The following is a 16,824-nucleotide window of genomic DNA, read 5'->3' as shown; positions in this document are numbered from 1 at the left end:
CTCAGGCCGTGCGCGCACCCGTCTCGCGTACCGCGGTCAGCCCCGAGGGGCGTGCCGTCACCGTCGCACCCGGGCGCACCGTCGGCAGCGGCAGGATGCGGCGCAGCTCCTCGTTCTCTTTCGGATCGAGCACCGAGTGCTGCACGCACGCGGGCACCAGGCGGCCGTCCTCGGGGTGCGCCATGGCGTACATGCACGCGCCCAGGCGCTCCTGCGTCTCGCGCAGCAGCGGATCGTCGGCGGTCACGCCCTCTTGCATGAGCTTCCACGCGGGCGCGACCTGCTCGGCATCCATGAAATTGTGGATCACGAACGTCTTGAACGACACCTTGCCGCGGCGGGCGGCCGCCACGACCTTTCGCAGACCACCCGCGCGGCGCAGGACGCGCGACATCAGGCCGATCAGCGGGGGGATGTCGCCCGGGTGCGACGCGAGAGCGCGCACGACCTTGACCGCCAGGACGTGACGGGGGATGCCACCGAAGATCATCCCGCCGAAGTGCGACAGGAACCGGTCGCGCGCGGCGATGTCCTTGGGGTCCTCGGGGTCGAGCACGGGGGCGAAGGTCTTTCCGACGCGCACACCCACGGTCGAGCGGTTGCAGCGCGGATCGCCGAACTGCGTCGCCTGCCACGGCAGCTTCTGCCCGGCGCCGGCCTCGATGCGCTCCCACACCGCGTCGATCGTGACCTCGCCGAAGTCCTCGCGCCAGCGGCGGTCGTCGCCGATGAACGCGGCCGGCTGGAACGACATCATGTCGAACGGCATCTCGAGCACATCGCGCGTGACCTGCTCCACCTCGGCGACGTTCGAGGGGGTGACCGTCATGTTGTGGGCGAGGTAGCTGCTCACACCGTGGTCGCGCTTGAGGTCGACGAACATGCGGGCGAACTTCTCGCGGAACGGGTTGAGCTCGGCCTCGCTGCGGGGGCGCACCGCGCCGCGGCGACCGCGCATGAGCGAGTCGAAGTGCGCGGCGAACGACACCTTGTCGAAGCGGGGTTTCCCGTCGTCGTCCAGGACGACGTCGAGCAGGTAGTCGTAGTCGAAATCGCCGTGCGTCATCGACATGGGCTCGCGGCCGACGGCGCGCATCGCGAGCAGCGAGCGCGCGTGGTCCTCGGCGCTCAGCAGGCTGACCTCGCCGCCGATGAGCTGCGCGTGCGCGCGGGGTCCGCGGACCTCGCGCAGGTAGTCCATCTGACGCGTGACGTTGTCGACCGTGTGGTCGCCGTCGATGCGGACCTTGTTGGCGTCGGCCGAGTGGTAACAGGGCGAGCACGTGAGGTTGCACTTGGGGAAGACGCCGTGCGTCCCCTCGCAGCCCACCGCGCTGCGTCCCAGCAGCTGGCTGGGCGTCTTGGCGTGCGGGGGCAGCTCGGCCCACCGCCGGTCGAGGGCGCGGCGGGTCTCGGGGTGGATGGGCCGCGTGTCCAGCTCGAAGCGTCGGAGGGTCGTCGCGAGTCGCATGTCGTCCTTTCGTGGCGTCTTCGCCCTACGAGGGATGTTCGCCGCTCGCCCCGGTTCGGATTGCGCGTCGTTCCATCCTGCCCCTTCCCGTTGCCGGGTGGGGGCGGCGGCCGCGCGAAACTCCTGAGCAGGTGCGCGGCGACCGGGTGGGGCGCGGGCGGGTCAGCGGACGGCGGCGACGCGACGCGCGGCCAGCGCGGCCGCCACGGCCTCGGCCACGCGGTCGGTCTGCCGCAGCGACAGCGAGTTCGCGTTCGGACGCGTGAAGGCCCCGGCCTCGGTGCCGGCGGTGAAGGGCCCGAGGGCGAACACCGTCTCGTGCGCGGCGCCCGTCGGTGCGATGACGCGGCCGTCGGCATCCACGTCGATCCGCCCGAGCGAGCCGGTGAAGCCCTCATCGGCGACATGGACCTCACGGCCGTGCCGGGTGGCGAGCTCGCGCAGCACCGGGTTGTCGCTCGCGGCAGCGCCCGGCGCCGGCAGCCACGCGTCGACGAGCGCGCGAGCCGCGAGCTCGCCCGACACGCGCGGTGACGAGGCCACGAAGCCGCGACCGGGTTCGACACGGACCGAGACCTCGGGGCCGAGGAAGCGCACGACACCCGCGTCGGCGAGGGCGAGCAGCTCCTCGAGGCGATGCGGCGGGGGTCCGGATGCCACGTAGCTGAAGAACGTGTGCCAGGTGACGGGCAGGTCCACCGCGCGCGAGCGGGCGCTCCACCGCTCGGTGGGGATGTCGGCGAGCGCCAGGAACGAGCCGAGGATGGTCAGGAACAACGCCTGCGCCGTGCTGTGCTCGGGCGTCGTGCGCAGCCGCAGATCGTCGACGATGTGCCGACGGACGCGGTCGTGCGCGGCCCGTGCGTCGGCGAAGGTCTCATCCGCGAGTGGCCGGTCGAGGGCCGGCACGTCGAACCTGTCGAGCGGATCGGGAACCACCGCGGCCACGGCGGCGCGCAGCGCGGGGGTGTCGGCATCCACCGTTCGAAGGGTCTCGCGGAACCGCTCCCACGTCGTGCCGACGCGGTCGGGGTGGCCGGTGAACAGCTCGCGGTAGTGCCCCCAGACGAGTTCGCGGGCGATGAGCGGCCACACGTCGTCGACGAAATCGACCGAGTCCGGTCGGGCGAGCAGGCCGGCGATCGCCGCGGGGGTGAGGACCTCGCGGGTGGGCGGCTCGCCGCGCAGCGGTGACGACACCTTCGAGCGGTACGGCACCCCTCGGCGCGAGCCCAGGTGCAGACGGGGTTCGGCTCCCGAGGGTTCGTACGTCAGGCGGCCGTCGGTCCGCGCGAAGCGTCCGCCTCGGCCCTCGGCGAACAGGACGACGGCATCGATGGATGCCAGCCCCATCCCCCGGACGATCACGTCCTCGCCCGCGCCCAGGACCGACAGGTCGGCGTCGGCCGTGAAAGCGGGCTCGAGGTAGGTCAGGCCCTCGCGCGCGGCGGCGTCGCGCAGGGAGCGCGCCTCGGCGGAGGGTTCGCGCCCGGCGTGGCCGAGGGCGTAGACGAGCACGTCGGCGTCGAGGCGGGTGCCGTCGTCGAGGGCGACCTCCCACCCGTCGGGGGTGTCGTCGACCCACTGCGCGCTGGACGCGCGGTGGTCGATGGCGACGCCGGGCGGCGCGATCGCCACCGTGCGGCGCCAGAACCAGTCGAGGTACACGCTCTGCAACCGCCGCGTGGGAAAGCTGTCGCCGCGCAGCCCCCGCACCTCGTCGGCCAGCGTCGGGTCGTCGAGGTCGACGTCGGGGAGCCGCCCGTCGCGCACGCGCTCCGCCCACTCGATGAGCGAGGGACCCGACCGCACGGGACCGGCGATCAAGCACGAGTCATCGGTGAACACCGTCACGTCGCGCGCCATGGAGTTGAGCTTGAGCAGCGGAGACTGCTCGCGCCGCCAGATGCGCCCCGCGCCCGGCGGGAATGGATCGACGAGCGTGATCTGCACCGGCGCGTCCGCGCGCGTGCGCCGCGCGAGCAGACGCTCGATCAGCATGACCGCGCGCGGGCCCGCGCCGAGCACCACGAGTCGCGAGGGCTGCACGCTCATCGCACCGGAGTCGCCACCGGGGGCAGCCCCAGCAGGTCGTGCAGCGTCGCGCCGTCGTCATACGACCGGCGGTACGAGCCGCGTTCCTGCAGCAGCGGCACGACGCGATCGGTGAACTCGTCGAGGCCGTGCGGGGTGACGTGGCCGACCACGGTGAAGCCGTCGGTCGCGCGCTCCTGGACGTACCGATCGATCTCGGATGCCACGTGCTCGGGCGTCCCGACGAAGGTGTGCTTCGCCGTCAGACGGATGACGAGCTCGCGGATCGACAGCTTCTCTTCGGCGGCGAGGGCGCGCAGCTGGTCGATCCGCGCGCGGATCGCCGCGTGGCGTCCCGCGAAGCCCTGCGCGGTCTCGGCGCCGGTGTCGGGCTCGACGTCGGGCAGCGGACCATCGGCGTCGTACCCGCCGAAGTCGCGGTTCCAGATCTGCTCGAGATACGTGATCGCGGTCTGCGGCCGCACCTGGGCCAGGGCGATCTCGCGCGAACGCTCCCGGGCCTCGTCCGCCGTGTCGCCGAGCACGAAGGTCGCCGCGGGCAGGATCTTGAGCGAGTCCTCGTCGCGGCCGCGGGCGGCCAGCCGCCCCTTCACATCGCGGTAGAACTGCTGCGCATCCGTGAATTCTGTGTGCAGCGAGAAGATGACGTCGGCGTGGTCGGTGGCGAAGTCGCGCCCGTCGGGGGAATCCCCGGCCTGCACGATCACGGGGCGCCCCTGGGGGGAGCGCGGCACGTCGAACACCGCGTCCACGTCGAACAGGCGGCTCTCGTGCCGGACGCGCGCAACGGCGTCGTCGCGCAGGAACGCCCCCGACTCGGCGTCCGCCACGACCGCATCGTCACGCCACGACGACCAGAGCGCCTTCGACAGCGCCGCGAACTCGGATGCGCGCACATAGCGGTCGGCGTGGTCGAGGTACCCGCCGCGGCGGAAGTTCGCGCCGTGGAAGGCGTCCGAGCTGGTCACGGCGTTCCACCCGGCCCGCCCGTTCGACAACAGGTCGAGCGTGCCGAGCTGGCGGGCGAGCTCGTACGGCTCGTTGAACGTGGTGTTGAGCGTGCCGACCAGGCCGATGTGCGCGGTCACGGCGGCCAGGGCGGTCAGGATAGCGAGGGTGTTCGGGCGACCGGCGACGTCGAGATCGTGCAGCTGCCCGCGGTGCTCGCGCAGGCGGAGCCCCTCGGCGAGGAACAGGTAGTCGAAGAACCCGCGCTCGGCGGTGCGGGCGAAGTGCTCGAACGACGAGAAGTCGATCTGGCTGCCCGCGCTCGGGTCGGTCCAGACGGTGGTGTTGTTCACGCCCGGGAAGTGCGCGGCGAGATGGGTCTGACGGCGGGTCATGCGCCGACCTCCTGACGGGCGAAGCGGCTGGACGGACGCGGCAGGCCGAGGCGCTCGCGCAGCGTGGGCTCGCCGCCGTCGGGCGACAGGATGCCGGCGGCCCGCGCCCGCGGCACCACCTGCTCGGCGATGGCGACGAGGTCGGCCGGAAGGCGAGCGGGGCGCAGGCGCACCCCGTCGGCGCCGGCGTCGACGAGCGCGCGGATCTCGTCCACGACGTCGTCGGCGGTGCCCACGACGACCCGTGCGTCGGTGGTGAGCGGAGCGCGCTCCTCGAGCCGTGCCCAGGTCTCGGCGGCCTCGGCGCGGCTCGGGGCGACGAGCACGAGCAGGTCGGCGAAGACCCGCAGGGGCTCGACCTCGTCGCGCACCTGGGCCGCGGCATCCGCCAGTTCGTCCCGGATGCCGCCCACCCCGCCCGCGTCGCTCGGGGTGACGAACACCAGGTCGGCGTGCGCCGCCGCGAAACGGTAAGGGACGCTCTGGTGCGCGAGGGCGGTGACGAGCGGCTGGCCCTGCGGGGAGCGGGGCACGATCGAGGCGCCCGTGATCGAGAAGAACTCGCCCGCGAAGTCGACGCGGTGCACGCGCTCGCGGTGGAGGAACTTACCGGTCTCGAGGTCGCGCACGATCGCGTCGTCCTCCCACGAGTCGGCGAGACGGCGGATGACGTCGGCCACCTCGCCCGCCTCGCGGAACGCGGCGAGCAGCGCGGGGTCGTCCTCGACGCGGCCCGAGGCCGGCAGGCCCGCCGGGCCCTCGGCGCGACGCCCGAAGTTCGCGCGCTCCTGCGGGGTCGAGCCCGCGACCAGGCGAACGCCCGCGCGGCCCCGGCTGACGTGGTCGAGGGTCTGCAGCCCCGTGGCGACGTGGAAGGGCTCGGGGTGCGTGGTGGTCACGGTCGGAACGAGGCCGAGCCGACGGGTCGCGGGGGCGAGGAACGACGACAGCAGCACCGCATCGAGGCGTCCACGGGCGCGGTCGCGGCGGGTCTCGGCATCCGCCTCGGGGGAGCGACCGCCCAGCGAGAGGGCGTCCTCGATCGTCGCGAAGAGCACACCGGCGTCGTCGGCGAGACGCGCGAGGTCGCGCCAGTACCCGGCCGAGGCGAGCTCGGTGGGGCGGGCGGTGGACTCGCGCCAGGCGGCGGGATGCCAGCCGGCGCCGTCCAGGGCGACGGCGAGGTGGGCGCGGTGCGACATGGGGCTCCTTCTCTCGAGGGGTGCTGACCACTGTCGCCGGGCACGGGGCGGGTCTCAACGCGCGTCGTCACACAACGCCTCACGGCGTCACGAAAGGCCACGGGCCCGTCGCTGGGCCGAGCGGAGCGTCGGGGGTGCCGGGGTGCCCGGAGCGCCGGGGGCCCGGGAGAGCGCGAGCTGCGGGGTGCGCCCGCGAGGCGCCCGCACTCCGCGAGGTGCCCATGCTCCGCGAGGTGCACAACCTCCGCGATGTGCGCAAACTCCGCGCGACTCGACCCGTGCCGACTGAGGTTGCGCTCATCGCGGAGGTTGCGCACGTCGGCATCCGCGATTGCGCGTCAGACGGCGGCGGCCCGCCAGCCCAGCAGCGGCCCCAGCCGCCCCGCGATGTCCTCGAGGATCTGCGCGTAGTCGTCGGGGGCGAAATCGAACGGCAGCGCGAACGCGACCTCGTCGACCTCGGGGTAGGACCGCGACGACAGCAGACGCTCGGCGATCTGCTCGGACGAGCCGACGAGATCCTCGGCGAACAGCAGCCCGCGGGGACCGTGCGGGATGCCGACCCGCCCGCGCCGCGCGTCGGCGTAGGCCACGTAGCGGGCACGCTGCTCGGGGGTGGCCGAGTCGGTGGGGATCACGACCAGGCCCTGCGACACGCGGGCCTTCTCGCCGTCGGGATGGGCGTCACGGTAAAGCCGGATCTGCGCGTACTGCTCGCGGTCGAAGTCGGTCGTCTCGCCCGCCTGCACCACGCTGCTGGTCAGCAGGTGGAAGCCGTTCCCGGCCGCCCAGCCGGCGGATGCCGCGCTACCGGCGCCGTACCAGAGCCGGTCGGACAGGCCCGCGGCGTGCGGTTCGACCCGCTCCGAGTACTCCTCGATCCCCTCGGTGCCGGCGCGGGCGCTGACCGCGTCTCCGGCGATGAAGCGACGCAGGCGCGCGAGGCGCTCGTAGCCGAAATCCTCGTGCTCGACCGTGTCGGGGTACAGGGCGTGGGCGACGTCGTCGAGCCGCGGTGGGGGCCCCACCGAGAATCCCGGTTCGAGCCGCCCGCCCGACAGGACATCGACGGTGGCGAGGTCTTCGGCGAGGCGCAGCGGGTTCTCCCATCCGAGCGGGATCACGGCGGTGCCGAGCCGGATGCGACTCGTGCGCTGCGAGGCCGCGGCGAGAACCGCGACGGGGGAGGAGATGCCGTACTGCAGGTGCCGATCGCGCAGCCACGCGCTGTCGAAGCCGAGGCGTTCGCCGCGCTCGATGATCGACAGCGTGGTCTCGTGCCCGGCGCGCGGATTCTCGCGATCGAAGAGGCCGATGGTGAGGAAGCCGAGAGAGCGGAGGGCGCGGGTCATGCATCGACGATAGGGGTGGCGCGGTCAGGTCGCGCGGCGTGCCGTCATCCGCGCAATGTGCGCGTATCGCGCGACTCGCATTTTTAGTTGCGCAATGTGCGCGACTCGCTTAGTCTCGGACCACGAGGTCACCCAACCCACGGTCACGCGTTCGACGAGGCAGGTGGGGCGATGCGGCGTCGACGACGAGGTCGCGAGGGAGTGGCACAAGGATGAGCGAGACGCTGTCGGGCAACGACCTCCTCGAGGTCGAGGAAGCTCGCGCGAAGTACGCCGCGGTCCTCGGAGGACTCAACGGACTCGTCCGGACCGCGCCGCTCATCGCGACCGGATTCTCGGTGTGCAACGACCACATCTGCACCGTCGGAGAGGTCGAATTCGCCGCCATCGTCGACGCGCGGGACGACGACGACGCAGAGGTGCGCGACCTCGCCCGATGGTTGCACGATCGAATCCTGAACGGTCGCGGTGGCGAAGTCCTCGCCGAGCGTCGTGGATTCGACTGGATCGTGCGCACCTTCCGTGGCACGCCCACGATGGGGGGGACCGGAGCACAGGTCTCGCGCGTGCTGGCATCCCTCGGCGTGCAGAGCGTACTGGCCCTGTCGGATCGCACCGCCGCGCAGCTCGACACGATGGACGACGGCCTCCGCGTCGTCGGCGACGACGGCGGGCTGCACTCGCCGCGCGAGATCACGCCGTCGCCCGCACGGCCGAACGACCCGATCTTCGTTTTCCAGTTCACGCAGGGCGTGCTGCTGCGCGGAGCCGTCGGCGACGCCGAGGCGATCATCACGCGCCGCTCGACCCGCATCATCCTGCGTGCTCCGGCTCGCGCTCTCGACCTGGACGACGCGTTCGCGGCGTACGTGGAGGACCACCGGCTCACGACAATGCTGCTGTCCGGCTTCCAGACGGCCGAGCCCGCCGCCGTCGAGCCCACGCGGGCCTGGTTCCAGGATCGCTTCGCCTGGCTCGCGGACCGCCCCCGGCTCGTTCACTTCGAGATCGCCGAGTACGAGAGCCACGAGCACGCTCGTTCCGCGGTCGCCGGGCTGACGGGATTCGCCAACAGCCTCGGTATGTCGCTCTCAGAACTCGGTCAGCTGGCATCCATCCCCGACCCGGTCGAGGCGGCGGTCGCCATCGCGAACGAGCTCGGGCTGGATCGTGTGAGTGTGCACGCCGACGATTTCGCGTTCGTCGTGACGACAGGCGATCCGGTGCTCGAGGAGGAGGCCCTGCTGGCCGGCTGCCTGCTCGCCGCCTCTCGGGCGGTGACCGGCGCGCCTGTCCTCCCGCGCGAGATGCCGGCCGGGACCACTCTCAGCCCCCTCCCCGCCTCGCTGCGCCGGGAGTCTCCCGATCCGCGCTACCGCCTTGTGGCGGTGCCCTCCCCGTATACGCCGTCGCCCTGCGTGACGCTCGGCCTCGGCGATACGTTCGTCGCCGGCATGCTGCTCGCCCTTGCGCCCCGCTGAACTCGCTCCGACCTCGACAGACCACCTACGACAAGAAGGTCCCTCCGTGTCTCACTCCACCTCCGCTCCGCTGCCCCACGACGTGGGCAAGGTCCGATCGCTGCGTCGGTCGACGACGTCCGACGGCTTCTTCACGCTGTGCGCGATCGACCACCTCTCCGACTTCCAGATCCTCATCGACGACGACCCCTCCACCGTCACTTATGAGCAGACGGTCGCGGGCAAGCACCGGGTCATCGACGGCCTGCGCGAGTCGGTGAGCGGCTTCCTCGTCGACCCGCAGTACTCCTACGCCCAGTCGGTGCTGTCGGATGCCATCGGCAGCGACATCGGCGTGATGGTCAGCCTCGAGGACGACGGCTACCTCGGCGATGCCACCGAGCGGGCCACGCGGATGCGCGAGACGTGGAGCATCCGCCAGGCGAAACTCGCCGGGGCCGACGTCGCGAAGCTCCTGTGGTTCTACCGCCCCGAGTCGCCGTTCGCCGCGCAGCAGCGTGACCTCGTCTCCGCACTCGCGAAGGAGGCCGCCGACTGGGCGATGCCCCTCGTGGTCGAACCCATCTGGCATCCGCTCGCCGGAGAAGACCCGACCTCGTCTGAGTGGAAGCAAGCGCGAATCGACGGGATCGTGGAGTCGGGCCGGCTCGCCGTGGAGCTCGGAGCCGACGTGCTCAAGACCGAGTTCCCGGGCTACCTCGGCGCGGGTGGCGACGTGACGCGCGCCGAGGACGCCCTCGCGCAACTGGATGCCGCGATCGACGTGCCGTGGGTGATCCTCTCGGCGGGCGTCGATTTCGCCGAGTTCGCCGACCAGGTCGAGCTGTCGTCGAAGGCGGGTTCCAGCGGATGGCTCGCAGGACGGTCCATCTGGCGCGAAGCCGGCACGGCGACGACCGACGAAGCCTGGAACATCGGTATCGAGCTGGCGCGACAGCGCCTGCGGGACCTGACCGACATCACCCGCGCCCACGCGCGCCCCTACCGCCCGTCGCTCTCCGCGGAGAGCGTCTCGAGCGGGTGGTACGAGACGTACCACGCCGAGGCTGCACGGGCCTGATCCGACGACGTCCGAAGAAGAACGCAAAGAGGTCATCATGTCGAACGCCATCACCACCGATCTGCTCATCGCCGGCGAGCTCTCCACCGGTCGCGGTGCTCCGCGCGATGTGCGCAATCCCGCGACGGAAGAGGTCGTCGCCGTCGTCCACGACGGCAGCGTCGACGATCTCGAGCGCGCGCTGGCCGCCGCCGACCGCGCGTGGGGGCCCTGGGCGGCGACGCCGCCGGGGGAGCGAGCCACGATCCTGCGCCGTATCGCCGATCTGCTCGACGAGCACGCCGAGGAGCTCGCGCAGCTGCTGGTCGCGGAGGTGGGCAAGCCCATCTCGGAGGCGCGGGGGGAGACGGGCGCCACGTCGGGGTACTTCCGCTACACGGCCTCGTTGCTCGAAACCCTTACGGACGAGATGGGCTACACCCCCAACAGGGGCGAGAGCCTGTGGGTCCGCCGCCGGCCGCACGGCGTGGTCGGGGCGATCATCCCGTGGAACTACCCCTCGGCGCTGACCTCGCGCAAGGTCGCTCCCGCGATCGCCGCGGGCAACGCGATCGTGGTCAAGCCCGACGAGAAGACGCCGCTGTCGGCGCTCGCCGTCGCGCGCATCATCCATGACAGCGGCCTGCTTCCGCCCGGCCTCGTCAATGTCGTGACGGGACCGGGCGAGGTCATCGGCTCGGCCCTCGTCACGAGCCGCGCCACGCAGATGATCTCGATGACCGGCAGCACGTTCGCCGGCAAGGCGATCCTCGCCGCGGCGGCATCCCAGGTGAAGCCCGTCTCGCTCGAGCTGGGCGGCAACGCCCCGCTGATCGTGATGCCCGACGCTGACCTCGATCACGCCGTGGCCGAGACCGTCGCCTCGCGGCACGCGAACAACGGCCAGGTCTGCATCTGCGCCGAGCGCATCTTCGTGCATCGCGACGTATACGACGACTTCGTCGAGCGCTACGTCGCGGCGGTCGGCGAGCTGGTGGTCGGCGACCCCCTTTCCGAGTCCACGCAGCTCGGCCCCAAGGTCAGCCGCGCCGAGCTCGAGAAGACTCAGGCCCTGGTGGCGGAGTCCACCGCGCAGGGCGCCCGCGTCGTTCTCGGGGCGGATCTTCCGGATGCCGAGGCCTTCCGGGCCGGCTACTGGATGAACCCGGTCGTGCTCGCCGACGTCACCGACGAGATGGCGGTGTTCACACACGAGGTGTTCGGGCCCGTCTCGCCCATCAGCGTGTTCGACACGTGGGACGAGGTCGTGGCGCGGGCGAACGACACGAACTACGGGCTGTCGGCCTACGTCTTCACCTCGAGCCTCGACACCGCGTTCCGCGCGAGCGACGACCTCAGCTTCGGCGAGGTGTACGTCAATCGCACGGGCCCCGAGGAGATGAACGGTTTCCACACCGGCTTCCGCGAGAGCGGACTGGGCGGTGACGACGGCCCGCACGGGTTCGACCAGTTCTTCCGCCGACAGACCACCTACGTCCGCCACACGTCGCAACGGTCCTGATGAGGGCGCACATCGACGGCGAGCGGGAGACGCGGCGAGGGGTGGCGGTGATCGCCGACGACCTCACCGGGGCTCTCGACGCGGCCGCCCCCTTCTCCGCGCACGGCTTCACGACCCAGGTCATCCCATCGTCCGCGATCGACGCCCGCCCCGGTCGCGGGGCCGACGTGCGCATCCTGTGCTCCGACACCCGCGACCTCTCCCCGTTCGCCGCAGTGGACAAGAGGGACCGCTGCATCGACCTCGTCCTCGAGACCCCGGCGATGCGCCTCGGTTTGAAGATCGATTCCCTCCTGCGGGGCTCCATCGCATCCGACATCCGCGCGGTCGTGTCACGGCTCGAGCAGCCCGGCCCGGTCTTCCTCGCCCCGGCGCTACCGGAGCAGGGCAGGATCACCCGGGGATCTCGCGTCGTCGTCGACGGGGTCGACCTCGACGATACGGAGAGCTACGTGCGGTTCGCGGCGCCGACCGTGCGCGCGCTCGCCGAGCAGACGGGGTTCGCCGTTCGCGTGGTGGGCCTGGACGAGCTGCGCTCCGGCGGCTTCGGCAACGAGGTCGTCGGTGCGCCGCACCCACGGCCGGTCATCTACGTCTTCGACGCGGAGACGGATGCCGACCTCCGCCGCATCGTCGAGATCGGGGTCGCGTCCTCCGTCGCTCTCTGGGTGGGTTCGGCCGGTCTGTTCCGCCAGCTCGCGCTCGAGCTGTCTCCGCAGCTCGATGCGGGGGAAGATGATGAGTCGGCACCCGCCCTCCCTGCTCTCACCACCCGGCGCGATCCCCGCATCCTCGTCGTGTCCGGGAGCGCATCCGCACGCTCGTCGGCCCAGCTCGAGGCGCTCGTCGCCGACGGGGCCGTCGCCTGCTACGCCGAAGAACCCAGCGATGTCTCGCGCCTCATCAGAGAGCTGCGGGCGGCCCTCGCGACCGGCGCCGTCGCCGCGATCGGGGTGCAGCGTCCTGTCGACGACACGCTCCCGCTCGACCCGAAGCACGCCCGCGTCATCGCCGCCGTGGTTGCGGAACTCCGCGGCTACGTCGACGGGATCGTGGTCGTCGGCGGCGAGACCTCCCGCCAGAGCTTCAAGCAACTGGGCGTCCTCACGCTCCACGTGACGGCGTCCCTCGACGGCGGCATGGCCGCGGGGCTCGCCGAGCCCGGGCTGAACGCACCCCAGGCGGCCTTCCCCTTCGTCTCGAAAGCCGGATCGTTCGGCGACGATGAAGCCCTGATCCGCGCCGTCATCCATCTGCAGCGGCAACTCGAAGGAGCACAATGACCAGTCCACGCATCGCCATCACCATGGGAGACCCCGCGGGCGTCGGCCCCGAGATCATCGTGAAGGCCCTCGCGGACCCGACCGTGCGCGAGAGCACCCGCGCCGTCGTCATCGGCGACCTCACCTGGCTGCGCGACGTCGCCTCCACCCTCGGCTCGGATGTGGAGTTCGTCGCGGTCGAGCACCCCGATGAGGCGGACTTCGACGGCAGGGCCGTGCCCGTGATCGATCTCGCCAACGTCACCCCCGAGGTCGTCTTCGGCCAGCTCTCGGCCGCCGCGGGAGACGCCGCGTACCGGTACATCGCGCGCGCCGTCGACCTCGCCGTCGATGGATCCGTGGATGCCATCTGCACGGCGCCGCTGAACAAGCAGGCGTTGCACCTGGCGGGGCACATCTACCCGGGCCATACCGAACTGCTCGCCGACCTGACCGGGACCGAGGAGGTGTCCATGATGCTGAGCGCGCGGTCGCTGCGCGTCATCCACGTGACGACCCACCTCGGGCTCATCGACGCGATCGACCGCATCGAGCCGGGCCTGGTGACCCGCACCATCGAACGCGCGCACCGGACCCTCGTCGACGCGGGCGTCGAGAAGCCCCGCATCGCGGTCTGCGCGATCAATCCCCACGGGGGTGAGAACGGCCTCTTCGGCTACGCCGAGGAGGAGCTCAAGATCATGCCGGGGATCGAGAACGCCCGCGAGCAGGGCATCGACGCGCAGGGTCCCGTGCCCGCAGACACCGCCTTCTTCCGTGCGGTGCGCGGCGATTTCGACATCGTCGTGGCCATGTACCACGACCAGGGGCACTGCCCCGTCAAGGTGCTCGGCATCGATGCCGGCGTCAACATCACGGTGGGACTCCCCGTGGTGCGCACCTCGGTCGACCACGGGACGGCGTTCGACATCGCCGGCAAGGGGATCGCAGACGGGGCGGGCATGACCGAGGCGCTTCGCCAGGCTGTCCTGTTGGCCCGAGTGCGATAGACACGTTCCATGCGACACAGCGCGTCACCGTCGTCCGCGGTCCCCGCCCCGGCGGCCTCGTCGGGAGCCCGCGGCGCCACTCGGGTACGCCGCGAACGCATCGTCGCCATGGTGCAGTCGGGTGAGACAGCGGTCGAGAGTCTCAGTGCGATGCTCGCCGTCTCGCCGTCGACCATCCGTCGCGACCTGGCCGAGTTGCGACGCGACGGACGCATCACGCGCACCTACGGCGGAGCCCTCCTCACGGGCCACGGGCACGAGACCACGGTCGATGAGCGCGACGGCCAGGCCTGGGAGCAGAAGCACGCCATCGCACGGCGCGCCCTCGAACTCGTCGCCGATGGGGACACGGTCTTCCTCGACGGCGGGACGACGGTCGGCCAGCTCGTGCCCGGTCTGACGTCGTTCCGCAATCTGACGGTCATCACGAACTCTCTCACCGAACTGCCCACGCTCATGGAGGCGCCCTTCACGGTCATCTTCCTCGGAGGAGAGCTGCGCAGGCCGAGTCAGAGCACGGTGGGCCCCCTTTCCGAGGAGGCGCTGCGCCGGGTGAGCGCCGACCATGCCTTCCTCGGGGCCGACGGCATCGTCGCGGGCCGGGGTATCTGCGAGGCCGACCTCACGCAGACGATCATCAAGGAATCGATGTCGCGCAACGCGCTGCGCACGCACGTGCTCGCCGACTCGTCCAAACTCGGCAACGCCCCCTTCACCGCGTGGGCCGTGCTGTCCGGGGGCTACACGCTCATCACCGACGACGGTGCCACGGCCGAGCAGCTCCGTCCCTTCGACCAGGACGCCGGTGTCGAGGTGGTCATCGTACCCGCCGGTCCGGCGAAGCGGCCCGCCGGCCTGTCCACCTGACCGGCGGGGCCGGGATCCGCCGTTCGTCCGCAGTCGCGCATGCACGCGCGGACCGGCGAGTCCCGGCCCGAGTCGTGCACGCGTCCGCCGCTCTTGGCCGTAGGAGTGCTCCGGGTCTCCGGTGTCCACCCCGCCCCTGCCGGAGTTGCGCCGCCGGGATCCCGGCATCCACCCGTTCCCTGCTCTCCTCGACCGGAGCCGCGTCGCCGGCCCCGCGTCCGTCCGTTCAAGCGTCGGGGGAACGACGAAGCCCCGGCGATCACGGAACGGGGGTTCCGCGAGGACCGGGGCCTCGGTGCTCTCGGTCAGTCGATGATCCGGATGACCCGATCGGCGTGACGTGCGGTCGAGTGGATGAGGTCGGCGTTGATCTGGTCCGAACCGAGGGTCCAGAACCGCGCGTCGTCGATGGACTTGCCATAGGCCTGGTGGCGTCGGATGAGCCGCTCGTGGCGCATATCCTCGGCCGGGGCGAGGAACCAGACGGTATCCACGGCCGCCCGGGCCTTCGGCCACGCGTCCTTATCGAGCAGGAGGTAGTTGCCCTCCGTGACGACGAGCGGCGTCTCGGGATGAATGCCGATGCTCGAGCCGATCGGCTCCTCGATCTCGCGCCGGAAGACCGGTGCGTAGATCACGGCGTCCGTTTGCTTCTGCGCGTGGATGCGCTCGATCAGATGGGCGTATCCGTCGTCGTCGAAGGTGTCGTGCGCACCCTTACGATCGCGGCGTCCGAGCGAGAGCAGGACCTCGTTCGCGAGGTGGAAGCCGTCCATCGGGACGAGGACGGCGCTCTCGTGGCCCAGGGCCTCGACGATATGTGCCGCCACCGTCGACTTCCCGGCTCCGGGAGCGCCGGTGAGGCCGAGGATACGGCGAGTTTTGGGCACGGCCAGCGTGCGGGCCTGGGCGACGACGTCGGCGAGGGTGAGCTCCTCGACGGTCGGGGTGAAAGGAGTGGTCATGGTCGAACCTGTTTCTCGGCACCGGGGGATGACGGGTCGGAGTGCGTGGGGACAGAGGGAGAGGGAGAGGGGGCGGAGGGTGCGTGGAGGGCGGTGAGCCACTCCCGCGGCCCCATCGTCGCCACCCGCCGCCCGGCGATACGGGCGGCGAAGGCGATGCGCTCCCGGATGTCCGCCTCCCCGGCGGCGAGGGCGAACGCGTAGGCGCCGTGGAAGACGTCTCCGGCTCCGAGCGTATCGATCGCGTTCACGGGCGGTACCTCTATGCGGCCCTCCGGCTCGCCCCTCTCCCGGTAATCGACGGGGGCACCGCCGTGCGTCGTCACGACGGTGCCGACCAGCTGTCGCAGCTCCCGCGCGCTGTCGTCGGCCGAGTCGGTGCCGGGCAGGCGGAAGTCGTCCGAGCAGAGCATGTGCGGGTCGAGATCGATCAGATCGGCCATCACCGGCTTCCAGCGACCGGCGTCGACGACGACGGGCAGCCCGGCCGCCCGCGCGGCCCCGGCGACGGCCACGGCGAGTGCGGGATGGTGGCCGTCGATCAGCACGACGGCTGCCTCGCCGACGAGAGCCCGTGCATCCGCCGACGCCGGGGCGGCGACGCTCGCGCCGGTCGCGTCGATCGACACGACACTGCGCTGGGCCTTCGCGGGGTTCACACTGACGGCGGACACCGGTGCGCGATCCCCCTCATCGGGAGTGAGGTCGACGATGCGCACGCCGTGCCGCTCGAGGTCCGCGACGATGACCTCCGCGACGGAGCCGCGCCCGATGGCCGTGACCAGCGTCGCCTGTCCGCCCAGCGCGGCGAAGGTCACCGCCGCGTTCGCCGCGGGTCCCCCCGCCGCGAGGAACTGCGCCGTGGCGGTGACCTTCTCGTTCGGCGCCGGAGCGCGGTCCACGACGTGGACCACGTCCAGCGTCGTCAGCCCGACGAAGACGCCTCGCGGTTCAGACACGTCCCGCGCGCTCGTCGTCGGTGGGCCGCTCGGCACCGGTCATCAGGGCGACGACCTCCGACATGCTGCGCTGCTTCGGATCGACCACGCCCGCGCGCTGGCCGAGCCGGTGGACGTGGATTCGATCCGCGATCTCGAACACGTGGGGCATGTCGTGGCTGATGAGGATCACGGGGATGCCGCGGTCCTTGATGGAGCGGATGAGGTCGATGACCTGTCCGGACTCCTTCACGCCCAGAGCGGCCGTCGGCTCGTCCATGATGATGACGCCGCGCCCGAAGGCGGCGGCACGGACG

The 16,824-nt window shown here is 71.5% G+C and carries 13 protein-coding genes and 1 pseudogene; 6 read left to right on the top strand and 8 right to left on the bottom strand.

Annotated elements, in window-relative coordinates:
- Position 1: 1 nt before the first annotated feature.
- The 5 genes from DC432_RS10445 to DC432_RS10425 form a co-directional block, all read right to left on the bottom strand.
- On the bottom strand, positions 2–1,471 hold the full coding sequence (locus tag DC432_RS10445; RefSeq protein ID WP_181373568.1) for a radical SAM domain-containing protein: 1,470 nt from the start codon (positions 1,469–1,471) through the stop codon (positions 2–4).
- A 162-nt stretch (positions 1,472–1,633) separates the two neighbouring features.
- On the bottom strand, positions 1,634–3,526 hold the full coding sequence (locus DC432_RS10440) for an FAD/NAD(P)-binding protein (protein WP_116537846.1): 1,893 nt from the start codon (positions 3,524–3,526) through the stop codon (positions 1,634–1,636).
- The gene (locus DC432_RS10435; RefSeq protein WP_116537845.1) at positions 3,523–4,869 is read right to left on the bottom strand and encodes an NtaA/DmoA family FMN-dependent monooxygenase; all 1,347 of its coding nucleotides are present in this window, start codon (positions 4,867–4,869) and stop codon (positions 3,523–3,525) included. The genes DC432_RS10440 and DC432_RS10435 overlap by 4 nt, the downstream gene beginning before the upstream one ends.
- The gene (locus DC432_RS10430; protein WP_116537844.1) at positions 4,866–6,071 is read right to left on the bottom strand and encodes an LLM class flavin-dependent oxidoreductase; all 1,206 of its coding nucleotides are present in this window, start codon (positions 6,069–6,071) and stop codon (positions 4,866–4,868) included. The genes DC432_RS10435 and DC432_RS10430 overlap by 4 nt, the downstream gene beginning before the upstream one ends.
- A gap of 338 nt (positions 6,072–6,409) precedes the next feature.
- Entirely contained in the window at positions 6,410–7,423 is a 1,014-nt protein-coding gene (locus DC432_RS10425; protein ID WP_116537843.1) for an LLM class flavin-dependent oxidoreductase, read from the bottom strand.
- Between the two features lie 212 nt (positions 7,424–7,635).
- On the opposite strand from DC432_RS10425, the gene DC432_RS10420 reads away from it, so the two are divergent.
- From DC432_RS10420 to DC432_RS10395, 6 genes are read left to right on the top strand one after another with little or no spacing between them, the layout of a single operon-like run.
- Complete coding sequence (locus DC432_RS10420) at positions 7,636–8,904, top strand: ADP-dependent glucokinase/phosphofructokinase (RefSeq protein WP_116537842.1); 1,269 nt, start codon at positions 7,636–7,638, stop codon at positions 8,902–8,904.
- 46 nt (positions 8,905–8,950) lie between these two features.
- The gene (locus DC432_RS10415; RefSeq protein WP_165801244.1) at positions 8,951–9,964 is read left to right on the top strand and encodes a hypothetical protein; all 1,014 of its coding nucleotides are present in this window, start codon (positions 8,951–8,953) and stop codon (positions 9,962–9,964) included.
- A gap of 37 nt (positions 9,965–10,001) precedes the next feature.
- Positions 10,002–11,465: an aldehyde dehydrogenase family protein gene (locus tag DC432_RS10410; RefSeq protein ID WP_116537840.1), complete on the top strand. Its 1,464-nt coding sequence runs from the start codon at positions 10,002–10,004 to the stop codon at positions 11,463–11,465.
- Positions 11,465–12,748, top strand: a complete 1,284-nt coding sequence (locus tag DC432_RS10405; protein WP_116537839.1) for a four-carbon acid sugar kinase family protein — start codon at positions 11,465–11,467, stop codon at positions 12,746–12,748. Before DC432_RS10410 ends, DC432_RS10405 begins: the two co-directional genes overlap by 1 nt.
- Positions 12,745–13,737, top strand: a complete 993-nt coding sequence (gene pdxA, locus DC432_RS10400; RefSeq protein WP_116537838.1) for a 4-hydroxythreonine-4-phosphate dehydrogenase PdxA — start codon at positions 12,745–12,747, stop codon at positions 13,735–13,737. Before DC432_RS10405 ends, pdxA begins: the two co-directional genes overlap by 4 nt.
- Positions 13,738–13,746: 9 nt before the next feature.
- Positions 13,747–14,604, top strand: a complete 858-nt coding sequence (locus tag DC432_RS10395; RefSeq protein WP_116537837.1) for a DeoR/GlpR family DNA-binding transcription regulator — start codon at positions 13,747–13,749, stop codon at positions 14,602–14,604.
- 305 nt (positions 14,605–14,909) lie between these two features.
- On the opposite strand, the gene DC432_RS10390 is transcribed toward DC432_RS10395, so the two are convergent.
- The 3 genes and pseudogenes from DC432_RS10390 to DC432_RS10380 form a co-directional block, all read right to left on the bottom strand.
- The gene (locus DC432_RS10390; RefSeq protein ID WP_116537836.1) at positions 14,910–15,569 is read right to left on the bottom strand and encodes a nucleoside/nucleotide kinase family protein; all 660 of its coding nucleotides are present in this window, start codon (positions 15,567–15,569) and stop codon (positions 14,910–14,912) included.
- Positions 15,566–16,528 (bottom strand): PfkB family carbohydrate kinase, encoded by a 963-nt coding sequence (locus tag DC432_RS10385; RefSeq protein WP_116537835.1) that lies wholly within the window; start codon positions 16,526–16,528, stop codon positions 15,566–15,568. Before DC432_RS10385 ends, DC432_RS10390 begins: the two co-directional genes overlap by 4 nt.
- A pseudogene (locus DC432_RS10380) lies at positions 16,521–16,824 on the bottom strand (sugar ABC transporter ATP-binding protein); the annotation flags it as partial. The pseudogene DC432_RS10380 and the gene DC432_RS10385, both read right to left, overlap by 8 nt.

The organism is Microbacterium testaceum, assembly GCF_003075375.1.
GTDB classification, from domain to species: Bacteria; Actinomycetota; Actinomycetes; order Actinomycetales; family Microbacteriaceae; genus Microbacterium; species Microbacterium testaceum_E.
Note: the sequence above shows the minus strand (reverse complement) of the source record. Positions and strands in the feature narration are given on the sequence as shown.

Excerpts from the sequence above, each read along its gene's own strand:
- DC432_RS10445 (WP_181373568.1), bottom strand. The coding sequence starts at position 1,471 with ATGCGACTCGCGACGACCCTCCGACGCTTCGAGCTGGACACGCGGCCC.
- DC432_RS10440 (WP_116537846.1), bottom strand. The coding sequence starts at position 3,526 with ATGAGCGTGCAGCCCTCGCGACTCGTGGTGCTCGGCGCGGGCCCGCGC.
- DC432_RS10435 (WP_116537845.1), bottom strand. The coding sequence starts at position 4,869 with ATGACCCGCCGTCAGACCCATCTCGCCGCGCACTTCCCGGGCGTGAAC.
- DC432_RS10430 (WP_116537844.1), bottom strand. The coding sequence starts at position 6,071 with ATGTCGCACCGCGCCCACCTCGCCGTCGCCCTGGACGGCGCCGGCTGG.
- DC432_RS10425 (WP_116537843.1), bottom strand. The coding sequence starts at position 7,423 with ATGACCCGCGCCCTCCGCTCTCTCGGCTTCCTCACCATCGGCCTCTTC.
- DC432_RS10420 (WP_116537842.1), top strand. The coding sequence starts at position 7,636 with ATGAGCGAGACGCTGTCGGGCAACGACCTCCTCGAGGTCGAGGAAGCT.
- DC432_RS10410 (WP_116537840.1), top strand. The coding sequence starts at position 10,002 with ATGTCGAACGCCATCACCACCGATCTGCTCATCGCCGGCGAGCTCTCC.
- DC432_RS10405 (WP_116537839.1), top strand. The coding sequence starts at position 11,465 with ATGAGGGCGCACATCGACGGCGAGCGGGAGACGCGGCGAGGGGTGGCG.
- pdxA (WP_116537838.1), top strand. The coding sequence starts at position 12,745 with ATGACCAGTCCACGCATCGCCATCACCATGGGAGACCCCGCGGGCGTC.
- DC432_RS10395 (WP_116537837.1), top strand. The coding sequence starts at position 13,747 with ATGCGACACAGCGCGTCACCGTCGTCCGCGGTCCCCGCCCCGGCGGCC.
- DC432_RS10390 (WP_116537836.1), bottom strand. The coding sequence starts at position 15,569 with ATGACCACTCCTTTCACCCCGACCGTCGAGGAGCTCACCCTCGCCGAC.